The sequence below is a fragment of the Cypionkella sp. PAMC25878 genome, from assembly GCF_058135695.1.
In genome coordinates this window covers 3,595,853-3,611,849 of sequence record NZ_CM176871.1, presented here as the reverse complement: position 1 = coordinate 3,611,849, position 15,997 = coordinate 3,595,853, and the positions used below count along the sequence as shown (strand labels likewise).

Below are 15,997 nucleotides of genomic sequence, written 5' to 3'. Positions count from 1 at the left end.
GTTTGCCGTTGTTGGCGCAAACATTGGCGGTATACTGCGGGCAGATTCTTGGGAGGGTGAAGATGAAGCGGTCGCGTATCAATGAGATTATGGCTGGGGCAGAGGATATGGTGCGCCAGTATGGCTTTGTCTTGCCGCCGTTTGCCAACTGGTCGCCGGGTGAGTTCAAGGCCAATAAACCGATTGCATCGCGGGTGATTGACGGGCGCTGCGGCTGGGATATCACCGATTATGGCCAAGGTCGGTTTGACCAGATGGGGCTGTTTCTGTTCACCCTGCGCAATGGCTCGCTGGCCGATCTGCAACGTGGCGGCGGCATGTGTTATGCTGAGAAGCTATTGATTTCGCGGCAGGACCAGCTGTCGCCGATGCACACCCATGTCATCAAAGCCGAGGATATCATCAACCGGGGCGGTGCGACTTTGGTGGTTGAGCTCTACGGATCGGATGATGCGGGCAACTGGGCGGCGGATCGCGGTGGGCTGGTGCGCTGCGATGGGATTGAGCGGCCTTACAAGCCGGGCGACAAGCTGAAACTCGCGCCGGGGGAATCTGTGACGTTGATGCCGGGCGATTGGCATGCGTTCTGGGGCGAAGGCGGTGATGTGTTGATTGGCGAGGTTTCCACCGTCAATGACGATGTCACCGACAACGTGTTCCGCGAACCGATTGGGCGCTTTGCCGATATTGAGGAAGACGTCGCGCCGGCGCATCTGCTGGTCAGCGATTACGATAAGTGGTTGTGAGCCTGTCGGAAATCTAAGCATGAAAAAACCCGCCTCAGTCTGAGGCGGGTTTTTTTGTTGGCTGGGGTGTTCCGCTTACGGCTGTGGGCAGAGGCCGTTGACCAAGGGCACGGCGCAGACGGCAGGGGCTGGAGCCGTCACCGCAGGCGCGGTTGTCGCTGCCGGAGCGGTCACTGCTGGCGCTGTCGCCACGGGAGCGGTTGCATCTGGCGCTGTAACCACCGGAGCAGTTGCCGCCGGAGCGGTGGTCGCTGCCGCAGGGGCCATCGTCGCGGCGGGAGCCATGGTCGCATCCGGGGCCATGGTTGCGGCAGGCGATGCCTCAGCCGGGGCAATCGTCGCCGCAGGTGCTGCGGGCAAGGTCGTGGCACCCGGCAGCATGGTTGGGGTCGCGCTCAGCACGGGGGCCACGGCCTCAACCGGGGCGGGTGCTGGTTTTTTCTTTTTCGGCGCAGGCGGCGGCAGTTTCAGTTTGTCGGGATAGCTGCCGTCGGCGTTCAGCACCACAACCTTGGCGCCATCCTGCACGCGGTTGTAGAGATCCATCACGTCTTGGTTGATCATGCGGATACAGCCGGACGAGGCGTTTTTGCCGATCGAAAACCATTCCGGTGTGCCGTGGATGCGGTAGCCGTAATCCACCCCATTGGTGGTCAGATACAAAGCCCGCGCGCCCAACGGGTTGGTCGGCCCGCCGGGCTGGCCCTTTTCCCATTTCGCAAGCTCGGGGTGACGGTCGATCATTTCTGGCGGCGGCGTCCATTTCGGCCAATGCGTGCGGCTGGTGATATTGGCGACGCCTGCCCATTGGAAGCCCGCCCGACCGACAGCGATGCCGTAGCGCAGCGCGGTGTTCTTGCCGTTGACATAATAGAGGTGGCGCTCTGACGGCGCGATGATGATGGTGCCGACCGCTTCGGCGCTGGTATAATCGACCTGCTGCACCTGGAATTCCGGCGGCACTTTCTCGACCGGCACCGTCGGCACAGTTATGCCGTCATCGCTGACGCCCGCATAATGCAGCGCATTGTCGGTTGGCACCGGGGCTTGTGCGACAGCGGCGGGCGCTCCGGGAAGGGTTGTGCCCGGCACGCAGGCCGCGAGTGTCAGCGACAAAGCTGTCGCTGCCAGAAGTTTAACCGTCAAAAAACGCATCCGTCAGCCTATCACAAAATGGGGCGGCAGAGAGGTGCCGCCCAGATTCTCTTGTAAAGACGCTAGTGGAGCTGAAAAGCAAGGTCAAAGCCCTTGTTTCCAATATATGTATAATCACAAGGTCGTGGGATGGCTTGCATCAGGGCCGCGCCACAGGCTCGAGCATATGGTGCGCCGTTACAGAGTCGTGCGCAGATGCCAGAGTTCGGGGAACAGCTCTACATCCAGCATCCGGCGCAGGTAACTCACGCCGCCAGTGCCACCTGTACCGCGTTTCAACCCGATGACGCGTTCAACCGTGGTCACATGATTGAAGCGCCAGCGGCGGAAATAATCTTCGAAATCGACCAGTTTCTCGGCCAGTTCATAGGCCTGCCAGTATTGCGTGGGATCGCGGTAGACGGTTTCCCACACCCGCTGCACACCTTCATGCACCACCCAAGGCTGGCGCAGATCGCGGTTCAGCACGTCTTCGGGCACCGGCAGGCCCGCGCGAGCGAGGTGGCGCAGGGCTTCGTCGTACAGGCTGGGGCGGGCGAGTTCGGCTTCCAACAGGGCGGTGAGGTCGGCGCGGTGGGCGTGCGGTTTCAGCATCGCCAGGTTGCGGTTGCCGACGGCGTATTCGATCAGGCGGTATTGCCAGCTCTGAAACCCCGACGACTGCCCCAAACCTTCGCGGAACGTGGTGTAATCCGACGGCGTCATGGTGCGCAGCACGTCCCAAGCGTTGTTCAACTGCTCAAAAATCCGGGAAATCCGGGCGAGCATCTTGAACGCTTCCGGCGCGCGGCCTGCGGCGATGGTTTGGCGGGCGGCGTTCAACTCGTGCAGCGCCAGCTTCATCCAGAGCTCGGAGGTTTGGTGCTGGATGATGAACAACATCTCGTCATGCGCCGGGGTCAGTTGCCGCTGGGCGGATAGGATCTGGTCGATGTGCAGATAGTCGCCGTAGGACATCCTCCCGTCGAACGACATTTGCGCGCCTTCGGTTGCCGGGTTGTAGGGGGCCGGATGTATCGGGCAGCCGGATTTTTCGTCGGTGGATTTGGGATCGCCAGATTTTGGATTGGGGGTCATGGTCATTCTCTCCTGTCATTTGGGTTTTCCCCGAATGGGGCGTCAGGCGCAGGAATGAGTTTGGCAGTTCAGCACCGAAAGATTGCCAATGGTGCGCCACTGGGCGATCCAGCCAGCGGGGCGGCAGAGGGCTGCACTTGTGGCTCTCACATTGGTCAAAATATCCCCGCCGGAGGCTTCGGCGATGGGCCGGGGAGCCTCCGGCGGGGATATTTTTGCCAAGATGAAAGCCGAAGGCATCAGGTGACTTTCGCGCGGGTTTTGTAGTCTGGGCGGTCCCAGAGGTTGTTTTGCATGATGTCGGCGATTATGGCGATGGCTTTTGCCACGTCGGCTTCGTCGATGAACAAGGGGGTGAAGCCGCAGCGGATGATGTCGGGGGCGCGGAAGTCACCGATCACGCCGCGCGCGATCATGGCTTGCATGATGGCGTAGCCTTCCGGGTGGCGGAACGAGACTTGGCTGCCGCGATCTTGGTGGTTGCGGGGCGTGGCGAGGGTCAGGCTGGGGCAGGCGGCTTCAATGCCTGCGATGTATTGGTCTTGTAGTTTGAGAGAGGCTGCCCGCAGGTCCTGCATATCCACCGTGTCCCAGATATCCAGCGAGGCCTCTAGGGCAGCGAGTTGCAGGATCGGCGGAGTGCCGACGCGCATCCGCTCGGCCCCCGTCGCGGGGCGGTAGTCGAGATCGAAGGCGAAGGGGGCGGCGTGGCCTTGCCAGCCGGATAGGGCGGGGCGGGCGGTGTCGGCATGACGGGGGGCGACGTAGATAAACGCCGGGCCGCCGGGGCCGGAGTTGAGGTATTTATAGGTGCAGCCGACCGCGAAGTCGGCGTTGCATTTGGCCAGTTCGACTTGGAAGGCCCCTGCGGAGTGCGCCAGATCCCAGATGGTGAGCGCGCCATGCTGGTGGGCGCGGGCGGTGATCGCGGCCATGTCGTGACGGCGTCCGGTGCGGTAATCGACTTCGGTGATCATGGTGACGGCCACGCTGTCGTCGATTGCGTCCAGAACGTCCTCGGGGGCGACGGTTTTCAGCGTGTAGCCGTTGCCCAAGGTGCGGCAGAGGCCCTCGGCCATGTAGAGATCAGAGGGGAAGTTGCCGGTGTCCGACAGGATCACTTTCCGGGTCGGGTTCATCTCCAAACACGAGGCAAGCGCCTGATAGACCTTGATTGACAGGGTGTCGCCCATCACCACATGGCCAGCCTCGGCCCCGATCAGGCGCGCGATGCGGTCGCCGACGCGCATCGGTTTGTCCATCCACGCGGCTTTGTTCCAAGCGGTGATCAGCATCTCGCCCCATTCGGCGGTGACCGTTTGCGCCACCCGTGCGGCTGTGGCGCGCGGCAGTGGCCCCAGCGAGTTGCCGTCCAGATAGATCATACCCGCAGGCAGTTGGAACTGGGCTTTGGTGGCGGCGAAATCGGTCATGGCGGCTCCTGTGCGGGCAGGTTGCAAGTTTGCTTTGCGCGAAGCAATAGCTGGGAACGGTTGAAATTTCAAGCTTGAAATGATTTGCGGACGGGCGCTCGCCACCTGGACCGAGCATGTTTGCGCTATCAATGATTCTGATACCTATGCCGTTGATTTTGTGAGCTTAACCAGAGGGCGGGAAAAATGTCTGCGCTTCTCGCTTCGCGTGGAAAAATCGACCTGCACGCTCGTGCGCCCGTGGGTTTTCGCGCCGCAATCGCCCATTGCCGACAGGTTTTTCACCGGAAGCGGCAATCAGACGTTGATCTCTGGGCCTGCAATGTTAAGGCTCGGCAAGGATTTGGCGGTCACGGTTGCTCCTTGAACCGCGCAAACTACGGGGGAACACAGTGAAAATAGGTGCGTTGAGCGAGATTTTTGCAGGCGAGAACCGGGTGGCGATGACCCCGGATTCGGCGCTGCAACTGGTGAAACTGGGGCACACATGCGTCATTCAGGCCGGGGCGGGGACGAAGGCGGGGTTTTCCGACGCGCTTTATGCCAAGGCAGGGGTTGAGGTTCTCGCCTCGGCTGCCGATGTGGTTGCCGCCGCCGACGTGCTGGTGAAGGTGCGCGGGCCGGAAATTGCCGAGGCGCAGGCTTTGCGCGAGGGCCAGACGCTGATCTCGATGTTCTGGCCAGCGCAGAACCCGGAGCTCTTGGAAATCGTCAAGGCGCGCGGTGCAACCGTGGTGGCGATGGATATGGTGCCGCGGATTTCGCGCGCCCAGAAGATGGACGCTTTGTCGTCGATGGCCAACATCGCGGGCTATCGCGCGGTGATCGAGGCGGGCTCGAATTTCGGGCGGTTTTTCACCGGGCAGGTGACGGCGGCGGGCAAGGTGCCCCCGGCGAAGGTGCTGGTTGTGGGCGCGGGCGTGGCGGGGTTGGCGGCGATTGGCACCTCGGTGTCTTTGGGCGCGATTGTGCATGCGTTTGACGTGCGCCCAGAAGTGGCCGAGCAGATCGAGTCGATGGGCGCTTCGTTTGTCTATCTGGAGTTTGATGCCAGCGAATTGCCGGATGGCGCGGCGACGGGCGGCTATGCGGCCCCCTCCAGCCCCGCGTTTGCGGCCAAGCAACTGGCGAAATTTCGTGAGTTGGCACCTGAGATGGATATCGTGATCACCACCGCGCTGATCCCCGGACGGCCTGCGCCGAAGCTGTGGACCGCCGATATGGTGGCGATGATGAAGCCGGGTTCGGTCGTGGTGGATTTGGCCGCCGAGCGGGGCGGCAACTGTGATCTGACGGTGATGGATCAGAAGATCGTGTCGGATAACGGTGTGACGATTGTTGGCTACACCGATTTCCCCAGCCGGATGGCCGCACAGGCCTCGACGCTTTACTCCACCAATATCAGGCACATGCTGACCGATCTTACACCAAAGAAAGACGGTGTGATTGATCACAATATGGGTGATGACGTGATCCGGGGCGCGACTGTCGCCAAAGATCACGAGATCACCTTCCCGCCACCGCCGCCGAAAATCGCGGCGATTGCGGTGCAAAAGCCGAAGGAAAAGGTCAAGGAATTGACCCATGATGAAAAGCGCGCCGCAGAGGTCGTGGCGTTCAAGGCGCAGACTCGCTCTCAGGTTGGCATGTTGGTGATCGGCGGCGGGTTGATCCTGCTCGCCGGGCTGTATGCGCCTGCCGCCTTTATGTCGCATTTTATCGTGTTCGTGCTGTCGGTTTATGTCGGCGTTCAGGTGATCTGGAACGTTTCGCACAGCTTGCACACGCCGCTGATGGCGATCACCAATGCGATTTCATCCATCATCATCTTGGGCGCGCTGATGCAAATCGGCTCGGGCAGCTGGCTGGTGATGGTGCTGGGCGCGCTTGCGGTGTTCATGGCGGGGATCAACATTTTCGGTGGCTTTATGGTCACCCGGCGCATGCTTGCCATGTTCCAGAAGTCGTAAGGGAGCGCGGAAGTCATGGAATATGGATTCACCACGGCGGCCTATGTGGTCGCAGCCGTTTTGTTCATTCAATCGCTCGGCGGGTTGTCGGGGCAGGAAAGTGCGAAGCGCGCGGTTTGGTATGGCATTGTCGGCATGGCGCTGGCGGTTGCGGCGACGTTGTACGGGCCGGGTGCGAGTAACTGGCTGATCTCATTGGTTATGATCGCCGCGGGGGGGGCTATTGGCTGGGTTGTCGCGCAGCGCGTGCAGATGACCGAGATGCCGCAGTTGGTCGCCGCGATGCACTCGCTGGTTGGTTTGGCTGCGGTGTTCATCGGCTATAACACCCATATCGAGATGGTGCGGGTTGGTGGCTTGGATGAGGCTGCACGGGCGTTGCTGGATGGTTTTGCGGCGGTCATCGCGCATAAATCCGGGGTCGAGGTGTCGATCCTGCGGGTGGAAACGTTCTTGGGCGTGTTCATCGGGGCGGTGACCTTTACCGGCTCGGTGGTGGCCTTTGGCAAGCTGGCGGGCAAGGTCGATGGCAAGGCGAAAAAGCTGCCGGGCGGGCATCTGCTGAACGCCACGGCGGCGATTGTCTCGCTGGTGCTGCTGGTGGTTTACCTGCAAACCGGATCGACTTTTGCGCTGCTGGGCATGACCGTGGCTGCGCTGTTCATCGGCTATCATTTGATCATGGGCATCGGCGGCGCGGATATGCCGGTCGTGGTGTCGATGCTGAACAGCTATTCCGGCTGGGCGGCGGCGGCGATTGGGTTCTCGCTGTCGAACGATTTGCTGATCGTGGTGGGGGCCTTGGTGGGTTCCTCGGGTGCGATCCTGAGCTACATCATGTGCAAGGCGATGAACCGTTCGTTCATTTCGGTGATCTTGGGCGGCTTTGGCGGCACCACGGGCCCGGCGATGGAAGTCACCGGCGAACAGGTGGCGATTGATGCCGAAGGGGTTGCGGCGGCTTTGAACGATGCGGACAGCATCATCATCATTCCGGGGTACGGCATGGCGGTGGCGCAGGCGCAGCAATCGGTCAGCGAGTTGACGCGGAAGCTGCGGGCGGCGGGCAAGACCGTGCGCTTTGCCATTCACCCGGTTGCGGGGCGTTTGCCGGGGCATATGAACGTGCTCTTGGCCGAAGCGAAGGTGCCTTACGATATCGTCATGGAGATGGACGAGATCAACGAGGATTTCCCGACGACGGATGTGGCGATCGTGATTGGCTCGAATGACATCGTTAACCCGGCGGCGCAGGAAGATCCCAATAGCCCCATCGCCGGGATGCCGGTGTTGGAATGCTGGAAGGCAAAGCAGGTGTTTGTCAGCAAGCGGGGCCAAGGCACCGGCTATTCGGGGATCGAGAACCCATTGTTCTATAAAGAGAACACCCGGATGTTCTATGGTGATGCGAAGAAGTCGTTGGACGCGTTGTTGCCGATGATTGATTGAGCAAGGTGCGTGCAAGCATGCACCCTACCCATGAAGCCCCGGCCTTTGTGCCGGGGTTTTGCTTTTCTGCAACAGCGTGGGTGCATACCCCGGTATTCTGCGAAAATGCTGGCCCTCGCGGCGCCGACGCGCCCAAATGGGTCACCTCTACTGACGTAAGGTTTAACTATGACGACCGATCACCCCCTGCGCTATGCTTTGGTCAACGAGTTGCACGCGCGTCCTTTCCCGGCATTGGCTGCGCCCTGCGTGGCGGCCTATATCGCGATCAAGGAACCCGTTGAGGCGCAAAACCGCGACCGGGGGGCAGACCGCGCGCATTTGCTCGCCCTGCTGGACCGCAATGGATCGGCGCATCCGCAGCCCGATGCGACGCATTTCTCGGGGCCTTTGGGGCGGGCGGATGTGAAATGGGAGAGCCATACCGAGTTCGTCACCTATTCCGCCTTCACGCCAGTGCTGTCGGCGCGGGCGTTTGACCCTGCCGAGATGGAGGTTTTTCCTGAGGATTGGGTTGAGGCGGCCCCCGGCAAGCGGGTGGCGGCGGTGCTGATCCGGGTGGAGATAATGGAGGACGAGGCCGCCATGCTCGCCAAGTTAGAGGAATGGTTTGTGCCCGAAAGCCTTGCGGTGGCGCGGGTGGTGGATGGTGCGGCCCTGATTGCCGGGGATTTTCGGATTGATCCGGCGGGGAATATGCGGTTTGCGGTATTCGTGCGCCCCGAGGCGGGTGCGCGGCGGATTGGCCGGATTGTGCAGCGTTTGTGCGAGGTTGAGACCTATCGCGCCATGTCGATGCTGGGGCTGATGCGGGCGCGCGGGCTGACGGGGCGGCTGAACGCTTTGGATCCACGGCTGTCAGCTTTGGTTTCAGGCTTGGACGGGGTGTCGCGGCCTGCGGAAGCGGCTTTGCATGAATTGCTGGCGATTTCGGCGGAATTGGAGTCTCTGGCGGTGCAGCATAGCTTCCGGTTCGGCGCGACCGGGGCCTATGAGGCGATTGTGAACCAGCGGATTTCGGCCCTGCGTGAGGAGCGCGTGCAGGGACGGCAAACCTTTGGCGAGTTCATGATGCGGCGCTATGATCCGGCGATGCGGACGGTGAAATCTGCCGAGGCGCGGCTGGGCTCGATGGCCGAGCGGGCGCAACGGGCGGCGGAATTGCTGCGCACGCGGGTCGATGTCGAGCGTTCGGCGCAGAACCAGAAGCTGCTGGAAAGCATGGATAGGCGCGCGGATCTGGCCCTGCGCTTGCAGCATACCGTTGAGGGATTGAGCGTGGTGGCGATCAGCTATTACGCAGTGTCTTTGGCGGGTTATGTCGCCTATCCGCTGATCGAGGGTTTGGGGGTGTCCAAGGGCGTGGCGATGGCGGTGCTGACGCCCTTGGTGGTGCTGGCGGTTTGGGGCGCGCTCCGGCGGATCAAGGCCGGGATGCACTGACCTCACCGCAGAGCGTGCGGGCGAGGGCGGCTTGGCGCTGGTCTGCAGGCAGGCTCAGCACATGTGCAAGTTTGGTATAGGCGGCCTCGGGGGTCATATCGCGGCCGTCGATCACACCCGCCTCCAGCAGCAGATTTCCAGCGGCATAGGTGCCCAAAGCGATGCCGCCCTTGGGGGATTGGCTGATTGCGATTACGGGCGTGTTGCGGGCTTGCGCGGCGAGTAGGCCTGCGCGCAGGGCGGGGGTTTCGGGAATGGTGCCCGCGCCGAACACCCGCAGCACCACGGCATCGAGGGTGGTTAGGGCATGAGCGAGGTACGCTTCGGACTGGCCGGGGGCCATGCTGAGAATGCCGGTCTCGGCGGGCTTGTAGGCGGTGAAGCTGGGGGTTTTCCCGGGTTGCAGCGGCGGGACCGCGCTGCGGCTGGCGGTGAAAGCATCCAGCGCAGAGCTATGGGCTTTGCGGACCCTCGCGCCGTGCAGCAGTTGGCCTGAGAACTGCACCCAGATGCCGGGCGGGGCGGTTTCGGCGGCTTTCAGCGCGTCTGACAGGTTTTGCACCCCGTCCGATTTCTCCACCGTCAGCGGGCGCATCGCCCCGGTCAGGATCACCGGACGCTTCAGGCCTGCCAGCGCAAAGCAGAGCGCACTTGCGGTGAAAGCAAGCGTATCCGTGCCATGGGTGACGATGAAGCCGTTGTAATCATTGTGATTGTCGAAGATCTCTGCCGCGATGCGGTTCCAATCGGCGGGCGTCGCTTGCGAAGAATCAATCAGCGGCAGCAAGGGCAGCAGCGTGACATGGCTTGCGCCCAGATCGGCCAAGGCGGCCTCAATCACGCCTTCAGCGGGGGCGAAACCTGTCGGCGTCGCCACCATGCCAATGGTGCCGCCAGTGTGGATCAACAGTAACTTCATAGAATATCAGCGCCCCCGGATGCGCGGGTCCAAAGCGTCGCGCAATCCGTCTCCGATATAGTTCACCGAGAGCACCGTCAACGAGATCGCAAGGCCGGGCCAGATCACCCGCTCGGGGTAGACCTGCATGTAGCTGAGCCCATCGAACAGCAACCGGCCCCATGTTGGGAAATCTGGCGGGAAGCCGAGGCCAAGGAAGGACAGTACGGATTCGGTGATGATTGCCTCAGCAATGCCCAAGGTGGCGGCGACCATCACCGGCGAGACGACGTTGGGCAGGATGTGCCTTGTGATGATGCGTCTTGAAGCCGAACCGATGGAGCGCGCGGCGAGGACATATTCGCGTTCCTTCAGCGCCAACACCTCGCCGCGCACGATGCGGGCGGCTTGCATCCATGAGGTGATGCCGATGGCGAACACGATCAGGGTAAACGCGCCGAGTTCCGGGCCAAGGATGCTCGCGGTGCGGTCGCGGAACAGCATCATGATCACCAGCAGCAGCGGCACCAAGGGCAGAGCGAGGAACATATCGGTCAGCCGCATCAGCGGCCCGTCCAAGCGGCGGTAGTAGCCTGCCAGCACGCCGATCAAGGTGCCGAAAATGATGGCGATCATCATGGCGACAAAGCCCACGGCCAACGAAACTTTGCCCGCTGCAATCATCCTTTGCAGCATGTCGCGGCCTAACTGATCGGTGCCAAGCGGGAAGCGCAGGCTGGGGCCCTTGTTCTTGGATTTCAGCGCCTCAACCACGGTCAGCTTCTCGGGGTGCCACAGGTAGGGGCCGATCACCACGGCGATGATCAGCAAGGACAGCACGATAAGGCCGAACACCGCGCCCTTGTGGGTGCGAAATTGGTGCCAGATCGCGCGCAGCGCACTTTCGGGTTTCTCGATGGCGGTGATCACCTCAGTCATAGCGAATCCTTGGGTCGAGCAAGCCGTAAAGCACATCGGCAATCAGGTTGAAGCTGACGATCAGCACGGCGAAGATGAAGGCGAGGGTTTGCACCATTGGCAGGTCAGAGGCATGGATCGCGCCGATCAGCGCGGCGCCGATGCCGTTCACGCCGAATAGGTTTTCGGTGATAATCGCGCCGCCGAAAATCGAGGGGATGCCCAAAGCGATCACCGTGACCACCGGGATCATAGAGTTGCGCAGCACATGTTTCAGCACCACGACGCGTTCAGACATGCCCTTGGCCCGCGCAGTGCGGACGTAATCCATCCCCATATTGTCGAGCATAGATGATCGCATATAGCGGCTGATCACGGCGGCATTCGCCAGACCCAAAGTCATCACCGGCATCGCCATTTGTTGCAGTTGCTTGACGAAACTCGCCCAGTCAGTGACATGCAGGTTGGTGTCATACTTGGTCGGAAACCAACCCAAAGTGACGGCGAAGATGATGATGATCAGGGTGCCGGAAAAGAACGTCGGCACCGAAAAGCCAATCATCGCGAACAGCGTGCCCAACTGGTCGAACAGCGAATATTGACGGTAGGCAGAATAGATGCCGATCGGCAGAGCGATCAGAATGCCGACAAGATAAGCGGTGCCGATCACGGTCAGGGTCTGCGGGATGCGCTGGCCGATGATGGTGAACACCGGCGCGCGCGATTGCCACGACAGGATGCGTTGCTCACCGCCCGCCCAGTTGGTGCCGAACCAACCGTCGAACAAAGTGGCAGGTTCCACCCAAAAGAACTGCCGCAGCCACAGCACATAGCGCACGAACACGGGCTGATCGGCGCCCAACGCCTCAATCATTTTGCGGCGCACGTCGGGCGGGACGGTCAGCGGGATTTCCGACATCGGCGAGCCGGGGGCGAGATCGACCAGCAGAAAGATCACCAAAGAGATGACGAAAAGCGTCGGGATGGCCAGTAATAACCTGCGGAGCGTGAAGGTGAGCATACGCGGCGACGCCTTTGGTCAGATCTTAGGGGAGGGGTGAGCAGAGAAGTTTGCAGCAAATGCACCAAGGTGGCGGGGCCAATCACTGGCCCCGCCAAAAGGCATTTACTTCACGCGGAACCAGTCTGCGACGTTCCACATTTCCGAATCCCAAGCGTTGATTTTCACGCCGCCAAGGGTGTTGGAATGGGCCGACAAGGTGCCGCGGTGCACCAACGGGATCACGGTCATCGAGTCTTTCGTCACCATGTCGTTGAGTTCCTTGGCGATTTTCTGACGCTCGGCCACATCAACCGTGGTGGTCAGAACCTTGACCTTGGCATCATAGGCCGGGTCACAGTAGCGGTTCATGTTCTCACCCTGCCATTGGTTCTCAGGCGAAGGCGCGTTCACGCATTGGTATTGCGAGAGATAGGTTTCCGGATCGGTGCCGTCCGAGTTGTTGGCATACATCTCAACATCGGCATAGAACTTCTGGAACGTGTCGGGCGAGCCCGCATCACCGCCGAAGAACACCGACGGGTCGATGGCTTTCAGCTCAACATCCACACCCAGCTCGGTCCACCAGTCTTTGACCAAGGCTTGGAAGTCTTGGCGAATCGGGTTGACGGTGGATTGATAGAGGATGTGCAGCTTCTTGCCGTCTTTCTCACGGATGCCATCGGCACCGGGAACCCAGCCTGCCTCATCCAGCAGTTTCTTCGCGCCTTCCATGTCTTGCGCGATGCAGCCGGTGTTGTCCGAGGCCCAAGCATCCGGCGCGGGGACCACGTTGCAGGTCGGCTTGCCGCCTGCGCCATAGCCGACATCCGACAGGATCTGACGGTCGATGGCTTTCGACAAAGCGGTGCGCACCTTGATATCAGACAGGATCGGGTGGGGGTGCTTTGCGGTCGCACGCTCGCCCTCCGGCAATGCCGGATCGGGGTCGGTCATGTTCATCTCGATGCGCTCGACCAGCGTGCCGAAGGCCACCACGAACTCACCTTTACCAGCGGCGGTCATCGAGGCTTGGCTGTCGGGCGGAATTTGGGTGTTCCAGGCGTAGTCGAACTCGCCGGTTTCCATCACGGCGCGTGCCGAACCTTCAGCATCGCCGCCGCCTTTGATCACAGCCGAGGCAAACGCGGGTTTCGCCGGATCGCGGTAGTTTTCGTTCATCGCCAAGGTCACGGTGTCATTGACGGTAAAGCCGGTGACTTTGAACGGGCCAGTGCCGATGGGCATGTTGTTCGGATCGGTGCAGGTCGGGGCAGCAGCACCTTGGCAAGCCGCGAATTGTGCCTTTTGCAGGATCGGCGACAGCGCGCCCACGAAAGCGGTGTAGGGGTTCGGTTTTGGCCCGGTGAAGGTGACTTTCACGGTCGAGGCATCGACAGCCTCTACCTTCGCCACGCCGTCGAACTTGGAAAGCTGCGCGCAGCCGCCTGCCGGGTCCATGCAATAAGCGGCGGTGAACACGGCGTCATCGGCGGTGACGGGCGAGCCATCCGACCATTTCAGATCGGGCAGCAGCTTCCAAGTGATGCTGGTCAGATCGGCCGAGATGCCGCCGTTTTCCAGTGTTGGGATTTCGGTGACAAGTTTCGGGATGATAACGCCATCGGCGTCAAAGCCCGCCAGCGGTTCCAGCACGAGGGACGCGGCATAGACGTCCTTGGTGCCCGAGGACAGGAAGGGGTTCATGATCGAGACCGCCTGCGGGAAGGTGAACTTCACCTCGCCATCGGTGCCACGATCTGCGAAAGCGGCGGGCGCGAAAGACAGCGCGCAGGCCGCCCCGAGAAGGGCTGTTTTCAGCTTCATTTATACTCTCCTTGTTGAATGTGCTCTTTGGCCTCAAGTGTTCCGGTTGATCCGGTTTGGCTGGCGTAGAGGAAGCAGGCGACGTGGCGGCCCGGTTCAACCTCTTGCAATTCGGGTTTTTCTTCGTGGCAACGCGCGAAGGCTTTTGGGCAACGGGTGGAAAAGTTGCAGCCTTTCGGGGGCCGAGCTGGCGAGGGCACATCACCTTTGAGGATAATGCGGGGACGGCGGGCCAGCGAAGGATCAGGTTCATTCACCGCTGACAGCAAAGCCTCGGCATAGGGGTGCAGCGGCTTGGCGAACAAAGCATCGCGAGGGCTAAGTTCGGCAATCCGGCCCAGATACATCACCGCCACGCGGTCGGCGATATGGCGGACCATGGAAAGGTCGTGGCTGATGAACAGATAGGTCAGCCCCAGCTTTTCTTGCAGGTCTTCCAGCAGGTTGACCACTTGCGCCTGAATGGAAACGTCCAGCGCCGCGATAGGTTCATCGCAGACGATGAATTTCGGGTTCAAGGCGAGAGCGCGGGCGATGCCGATGCGCTGACGCTGACCGCCCGAGAATTCATGCGGGAAGCGGTTGGCAAAGCGGCGGTTCAGACCAACCGCATCCATCAACTCATAAACCCGCTCAAGGCGGCGGTCGGCGTTCCAGTTGGTATGCTCGATCAAGGGTTCCGAGATAATGTCGGCCAAAGTCATCCTTGGATTCAGGCTGGCCTGCGGGTCTTGAAACACCATCTGCATCGTCGGGCGTTTGCGACGCAAAGCTTCCGGCGTAAGCTTGGCAATATCCTCGCCCTCAATCACCACAGCGCCCGCCGTGGGTTCATAGAGCCGCAACAGCGCGCGGCCTACGGTGGATTTGCCGCAGCCGGATTCGCCCACCAGACCGAGGGTCTCCCCGGTTTGGATGTCGAACGACACCCCATCCACGGCTTTCACATTGCCGGTATGGCGGCGCAGGATGCCGGAATAGATCGGGAAATACATCTTCAGCCCGTCAACCTGAACCAGCGGTGCGGTGGCGGCATCAAACATGGGCAGTCTCCGCTGGGACGGGGGCTGCGACCCAATGGCAGGCGACATCATGGCCTTGGCCCAAGGGCAGCCGATCAATGCCGTGGCGCTTGGGGTTTTCCACCTCGCAGCGGTCAAACGCATGGGTGCAACGCGCACGGAAAGCGCAGGCACTGGGGGCGGTGGTCATGATCGGCGGCTGGCCCTCGATCACCTGCAACCGCTTTTCGCGCACCCCGGTCAGCGAGGGAATGGTTTTCAAAAGCGCCCGCGTATAGGGGTGCTGCGGATTGGCGAACAGGTCTTTCACCGGGGCTTGTTCGACGATCTGCCCGCCATACATCACCATTACCCGATCAGCGATGGCGGCAATCACCCCCAGATCGTGGGTGATCCAGATGATCGCCATGCCGAGTTTAACTCGCAACTCCTTCACCAATTCAAGGATCTGCGCCTGAATCGTTACATCCAGCGCGGTGGTCGGCTCATCCGCGATCAACACATCAGGATCACAGGCCAACGCAATCGCAATCATCACCCGCTGCCGCATGCCGCCGGAAAACTGATGCGGATAATCGCCCAAGCGCTTGGCGGCATCAGGGATGCCAACCAGTTCCAGCAGCTCCACCGCCCGCGCCTTGGCCTGCGCTTTGTTCATCCCCATGTGGCGGCGCAGGGGTTCGGCAATCTGAAAGCCGATGTTGAACACCGGGTTCAGGCTGGTCATCGGGTCTTGAAAGATAAAGCCAACCTTGTCGCCGCGCACATTGCGCAACTGCTCCGGCGTGATCTTTAGCAGATCAAGATCGCCCAACATCACCGAGCCTGAGCGGATTTCTGCGGGCGGCGAGGGCAGCAAACCGATCAGCGACATCATGGTCACCGACTTGCCAGAACCACTTTCGCCGACAACGCCCAAAAGTTCACCGCGTTCCAAATGGAAGCTGACATCATTGACGGCGTGAATCTCGCCTCCACGGGTGCGGAATACGGTTTTCAGCCCCTTCACATCAAGGACGGGCGCGGCCCTATCGGGCATATGTAACTCCCCAGGTCGTT

The 15,997-nt window shown here is 61.2% G+C and carries 14 protein-coding genes; 5 read left to right on the top strand and 9 right to left on the bottom strand.

The genetic code is table 11. The annotated features are described in order from the left end of the window. Positions 1-62 precede the first annotated feature (62 nt). The gene (locus tag ACS5RD_RS17645; protein WP_489928465.1) at positions 63-746 is read left to right on the top strand and encodes a D-lyxose/D-mannose family sugar isomerase; all 684 of its coding nucleotides are present in this window, start codon (positions 63-65) and stop codon (positions 744-746) included. Between the two features lie 75 nt (positions 747-821). On the opposite strand, the gene ACS5RD_RS17640 is transcribed toward ACS5RD_RS17645, so the two are convergent. The 3 genes from ACS5RD_RS17640 to kynU form a co-directional block, all read right to left on the bottom strand. Continuing rightward, positions 822-1,901 carry a L,D-transpeptidase gene (locus tag ACS5RD_RS17640; RefSeq protein ID WP_489928464.1) on the bottom strand — a complete coding sequence of 360 codons (1,080 nt, stop codon included), beginning with the start codon at positions 1,899-1,901 and terminating at the stop codon, positions 822-824. Positions 1,902-2,078: 177 nt separating this feature from the next. Next, on the bottom strand, positions 2,079-2,876 hold the full coding sequence (gene kynA, locus ACS5RD_RS17635; RefSeq protein WP_054004717.1) for a tryptophan 2,3-dioxygenase: 798 nt from the start codon (positions 2,874-2,876) through the stop codon (positions 2,079-2,081). A gap of 341 nt (positions 2,877-3,217) precedes the next feature. Next, positions 3,218-4,411: a kynureninase gene (gene kynU / locus ACS5RD_RS17630; RefSeq protein WP_489928463.1), complete on the bottom strand. Its 1,194-nt coding sequence runs from the start codon at positions 4,409-4,411 to the stop codon at positions 3,218-3,220. 79 nt (positions 4,412-4,490) lie between these two features. Between kynU and ACS5RD_RS17625 the strand changes: the two genes are divergently transcribed. The 4 genes from ACS5RD_RS17625 (at position 4,491) to ACS5RD_RS17610 (ending at position 9,273) form a co-directional block, all read left to right on the top strand. Then, on the top strand, positions 4,491-4,778 hold the full coding sequence (locus tag ACS5RD_RS17625) for a hypothetical protein (RefSeq protein ID WP_489928462.1): 288 nt from the start codon (positions 4,491-4,493) through the stop codon (positions 4,776-4,778). A gap of 25 nt (positions 4,779-4,803) precedes the next feature. Continuing rightward, positions 4,804-6,381 (top strand): Re/Si-specific NAD(P)(+) transhydrogenase subunit alpha, encoded by a 1,578-nt coding sequence (locus ACS5RD_RS17620; RefSeq protein ID WP_489928461.1) that lies wholly within the window; start codon positions 4,804-4,806, stop codon positions 6,379-6,381. A 15-nt stretch (positions 6,382-6,396) separates the two neighbouring features. Continuing rightward, the gene (locus ACS5RD_RS17615; RefSeq protein WP_489928460.1) at positions 6,397-7,830 is read left to right on the top strand and encodes an NAD(P)(+) transhydrogenase (Re/Si-specific) subunit beta; all 1,434 of its coding nucleotides are present in this window, start codon (positions 6,397-6,399) and stop codon (positions 7,828-7,830) included. A 168-nt stretch (positions 7,831-7,998) separates the two neighbouring features. Next, the gene (locus ACS5RD_RS17610) at positions 7,999-9,273 is read left to right on the top strand and encodes a DUF3422 family protein (RefSeq protein WP_489928459.1); all 1,275 of its coding nucleotides are present in this window, start codon (positions 7,999-8,001) and stop codon (positions 9,271-9,273) included. Here ACS5RD_RS17610 and ACS5RD_RS17605 read toward each other — a convergent pair. The 6 genes from ACS5RD_RS17605 to ACS5RD_RS17580 all read right to left on the bottom strand — a co-directional run bounded on the left by ACS5RD_RS17605 (position 9,254) and on the right by ACS5RD_RS17580 (position 15,977). Further along, the gene (locus tag ACS5RD_RS17605; RefSeq protein ID WP_489928458.1) at positions 9,254-10,192 is read right to left on the bottom strand and encodes an asparaginase; all 939 of its coding nucleotides are present in this window, start codon (positions 10,190-10,192) and stop codon (positions 9,254-9,256) included. The two genes, ACS5RD_RS17610 and ACS5RD_RS17605, sit on opposite strands and share 20 nt — an antisense overlap. Positions 10,193-10,198: 6 nt before the next feature. Beyond that, entirely contained in the window at positions 10,199-11,110 is a 912-nt protein-coding gene (locus ACS5RD_RS17600) for an ABC transporter permease (RefSeq protein WP_054004595.1), read from the bottom strand. Beyond that, a complete protein-coding gene (locus ACS5RD_RS17595; RefSeq protein WP_054004594.1) occupies positions 11,103-12,110 on the bottom strand; it encodes an ABC transporter permease in 1,008 nt (335 codons plus the stop codon). Before ACS5RD_RS17595 ends, ACS5RD_RS17600 begins: the two co-directional genes overlap by 8 nt. A 105-nt stretch (positions 12,111-12,215) precedes the next feature. After that, complete coding sequence (locus ACS5RD_RS17590) at positions 12,216-13,916, bottom strand: peptide ABC transporter substrate-binding protein (protein ID WP_054004593.1); 1,701 nt, start codon at positions 13,914-13,916, stop codon at positions 12,216-12,218. Then, positions 13,913-14,959, bottom strand: a complete 1,047-nt coding sequence (locus ACS5RD_RS17585) for an ABC transporter ATP-binding protein (RefSeq protein ID WP_489928457.1) — start codon at positions 14,957-14,959, stop codon at positions 13,913-13,915. Before ACS5RD_RS17585 ends, ACS5RD_RS17590 begins: the two co-directional genes overlap by 4 nt. Next, on the bottom strand, positions 14,952-15,977 hold the full coding sequence (locus ACS5RD_RS17580; RefSeq protein WP_489928456.1) for an ABC transporter ATP-binding protein: 1,026 nt from the start codon (positions 15,975-15,977) through the stop codon (positions 14,952-14,954). The genes ACS5RD_RS17585 and ACS5RD_RS17580 overlap by 8 nt, the downstream gene beginning before the upstream one ends. Positions 15,978-15,997: the final 20 nt, after the last annotated feature.

Coding starts and splice junctions, on each gene's coding strand:
- ACS5RD_RS17595 (WP_054004594.1), bottom strand. CDS start 12,110: ATGCTCACCTTCACGCTCCGCAGGTTATTACTGGCCATCCCGACGCTT.
- kynU (WP_489928463.1), bottom strand. CDS start 4,411: ATGACCGATTTCGCCGCCACCAAAGCCCAGTTCCAACTGCCTGCGGGT.
- kynA (WP_054004717.1), bottom strand. CDS start 2,876: ATGTCGTTCGACGGGAGGATGTCCTACGGCGACTATCTGCACATCGAC.
- ACS5RD_RS17580 (WP_489928456.1), bottom strand. CDS start 15,977: ATGCCCGATAGGGCCGCGCCCGTCCTTGATGTGAAGGGGCTGAAAACC.
- ACS5RD_RS17625 (WP_489928462.1), top strand. CDS start 4,491: ATGATTTGCGGACGGGCGCTCGCCACCTGGACCGAGCATGTTTGCGCT.
- ACS5RD_RS17615 (WP_489928460.1), top strand. CDS start 6,397: ATGGAATATGGATTCACCACGGCGGCCTATGTGGTCGCAGCCGTTTTG.
- ACS5RD_RS17600 (WP_054004595.1), bottom strand. CDS start 11,110: ATGACTGAGGTGATCACCGCCATCGAGAAACCCGAAAGTGCGCTGCGC.
- ACS5RD_RS17590 (WP_054004593.1), bottom strand. CDS start 13,916: ATGAAGCTGAAAACAGCCCTTCTCGGGGCGGCCTGCGCGCTGTCTTTC.
- ACS5RD_RS17640 (WP_489928464.1), bottom strand. CDS start 1,901: ATGCGTTTTTTGACGGTTAAACTTCTGGCAGCGACAGCTTTGTCGCTG.
- ACS5RD_RS17610 (WP_489928459.1), top strand. CDS start 7,999: ATGACGACCGATCACCCCCTGCGCTATGCTTTGGTCAACGAGTTGCAC.
- ACS5RD_RS17605 (WP_489928458.1), bottom strand. CDS start 10,192: ATGAAGTTACTGTTGATCCACACTGGCGGCACCATTGGCATGGTGGCG.
- ACS5RD_RS17645 (WP_489928465.1), top strand. CDS start 63: ATGAAGCGGTCGCGTATCAATGAGATTATGGCTGGGGCAGAGGATATG.
- ACS5RD_RS17585 (WP_489928457.1), bottom strand. CDS start 14,959: ATGTTTGATGCCGCCACCGCACCGCTGGTTCAGGTTGACGGGCTGAAG.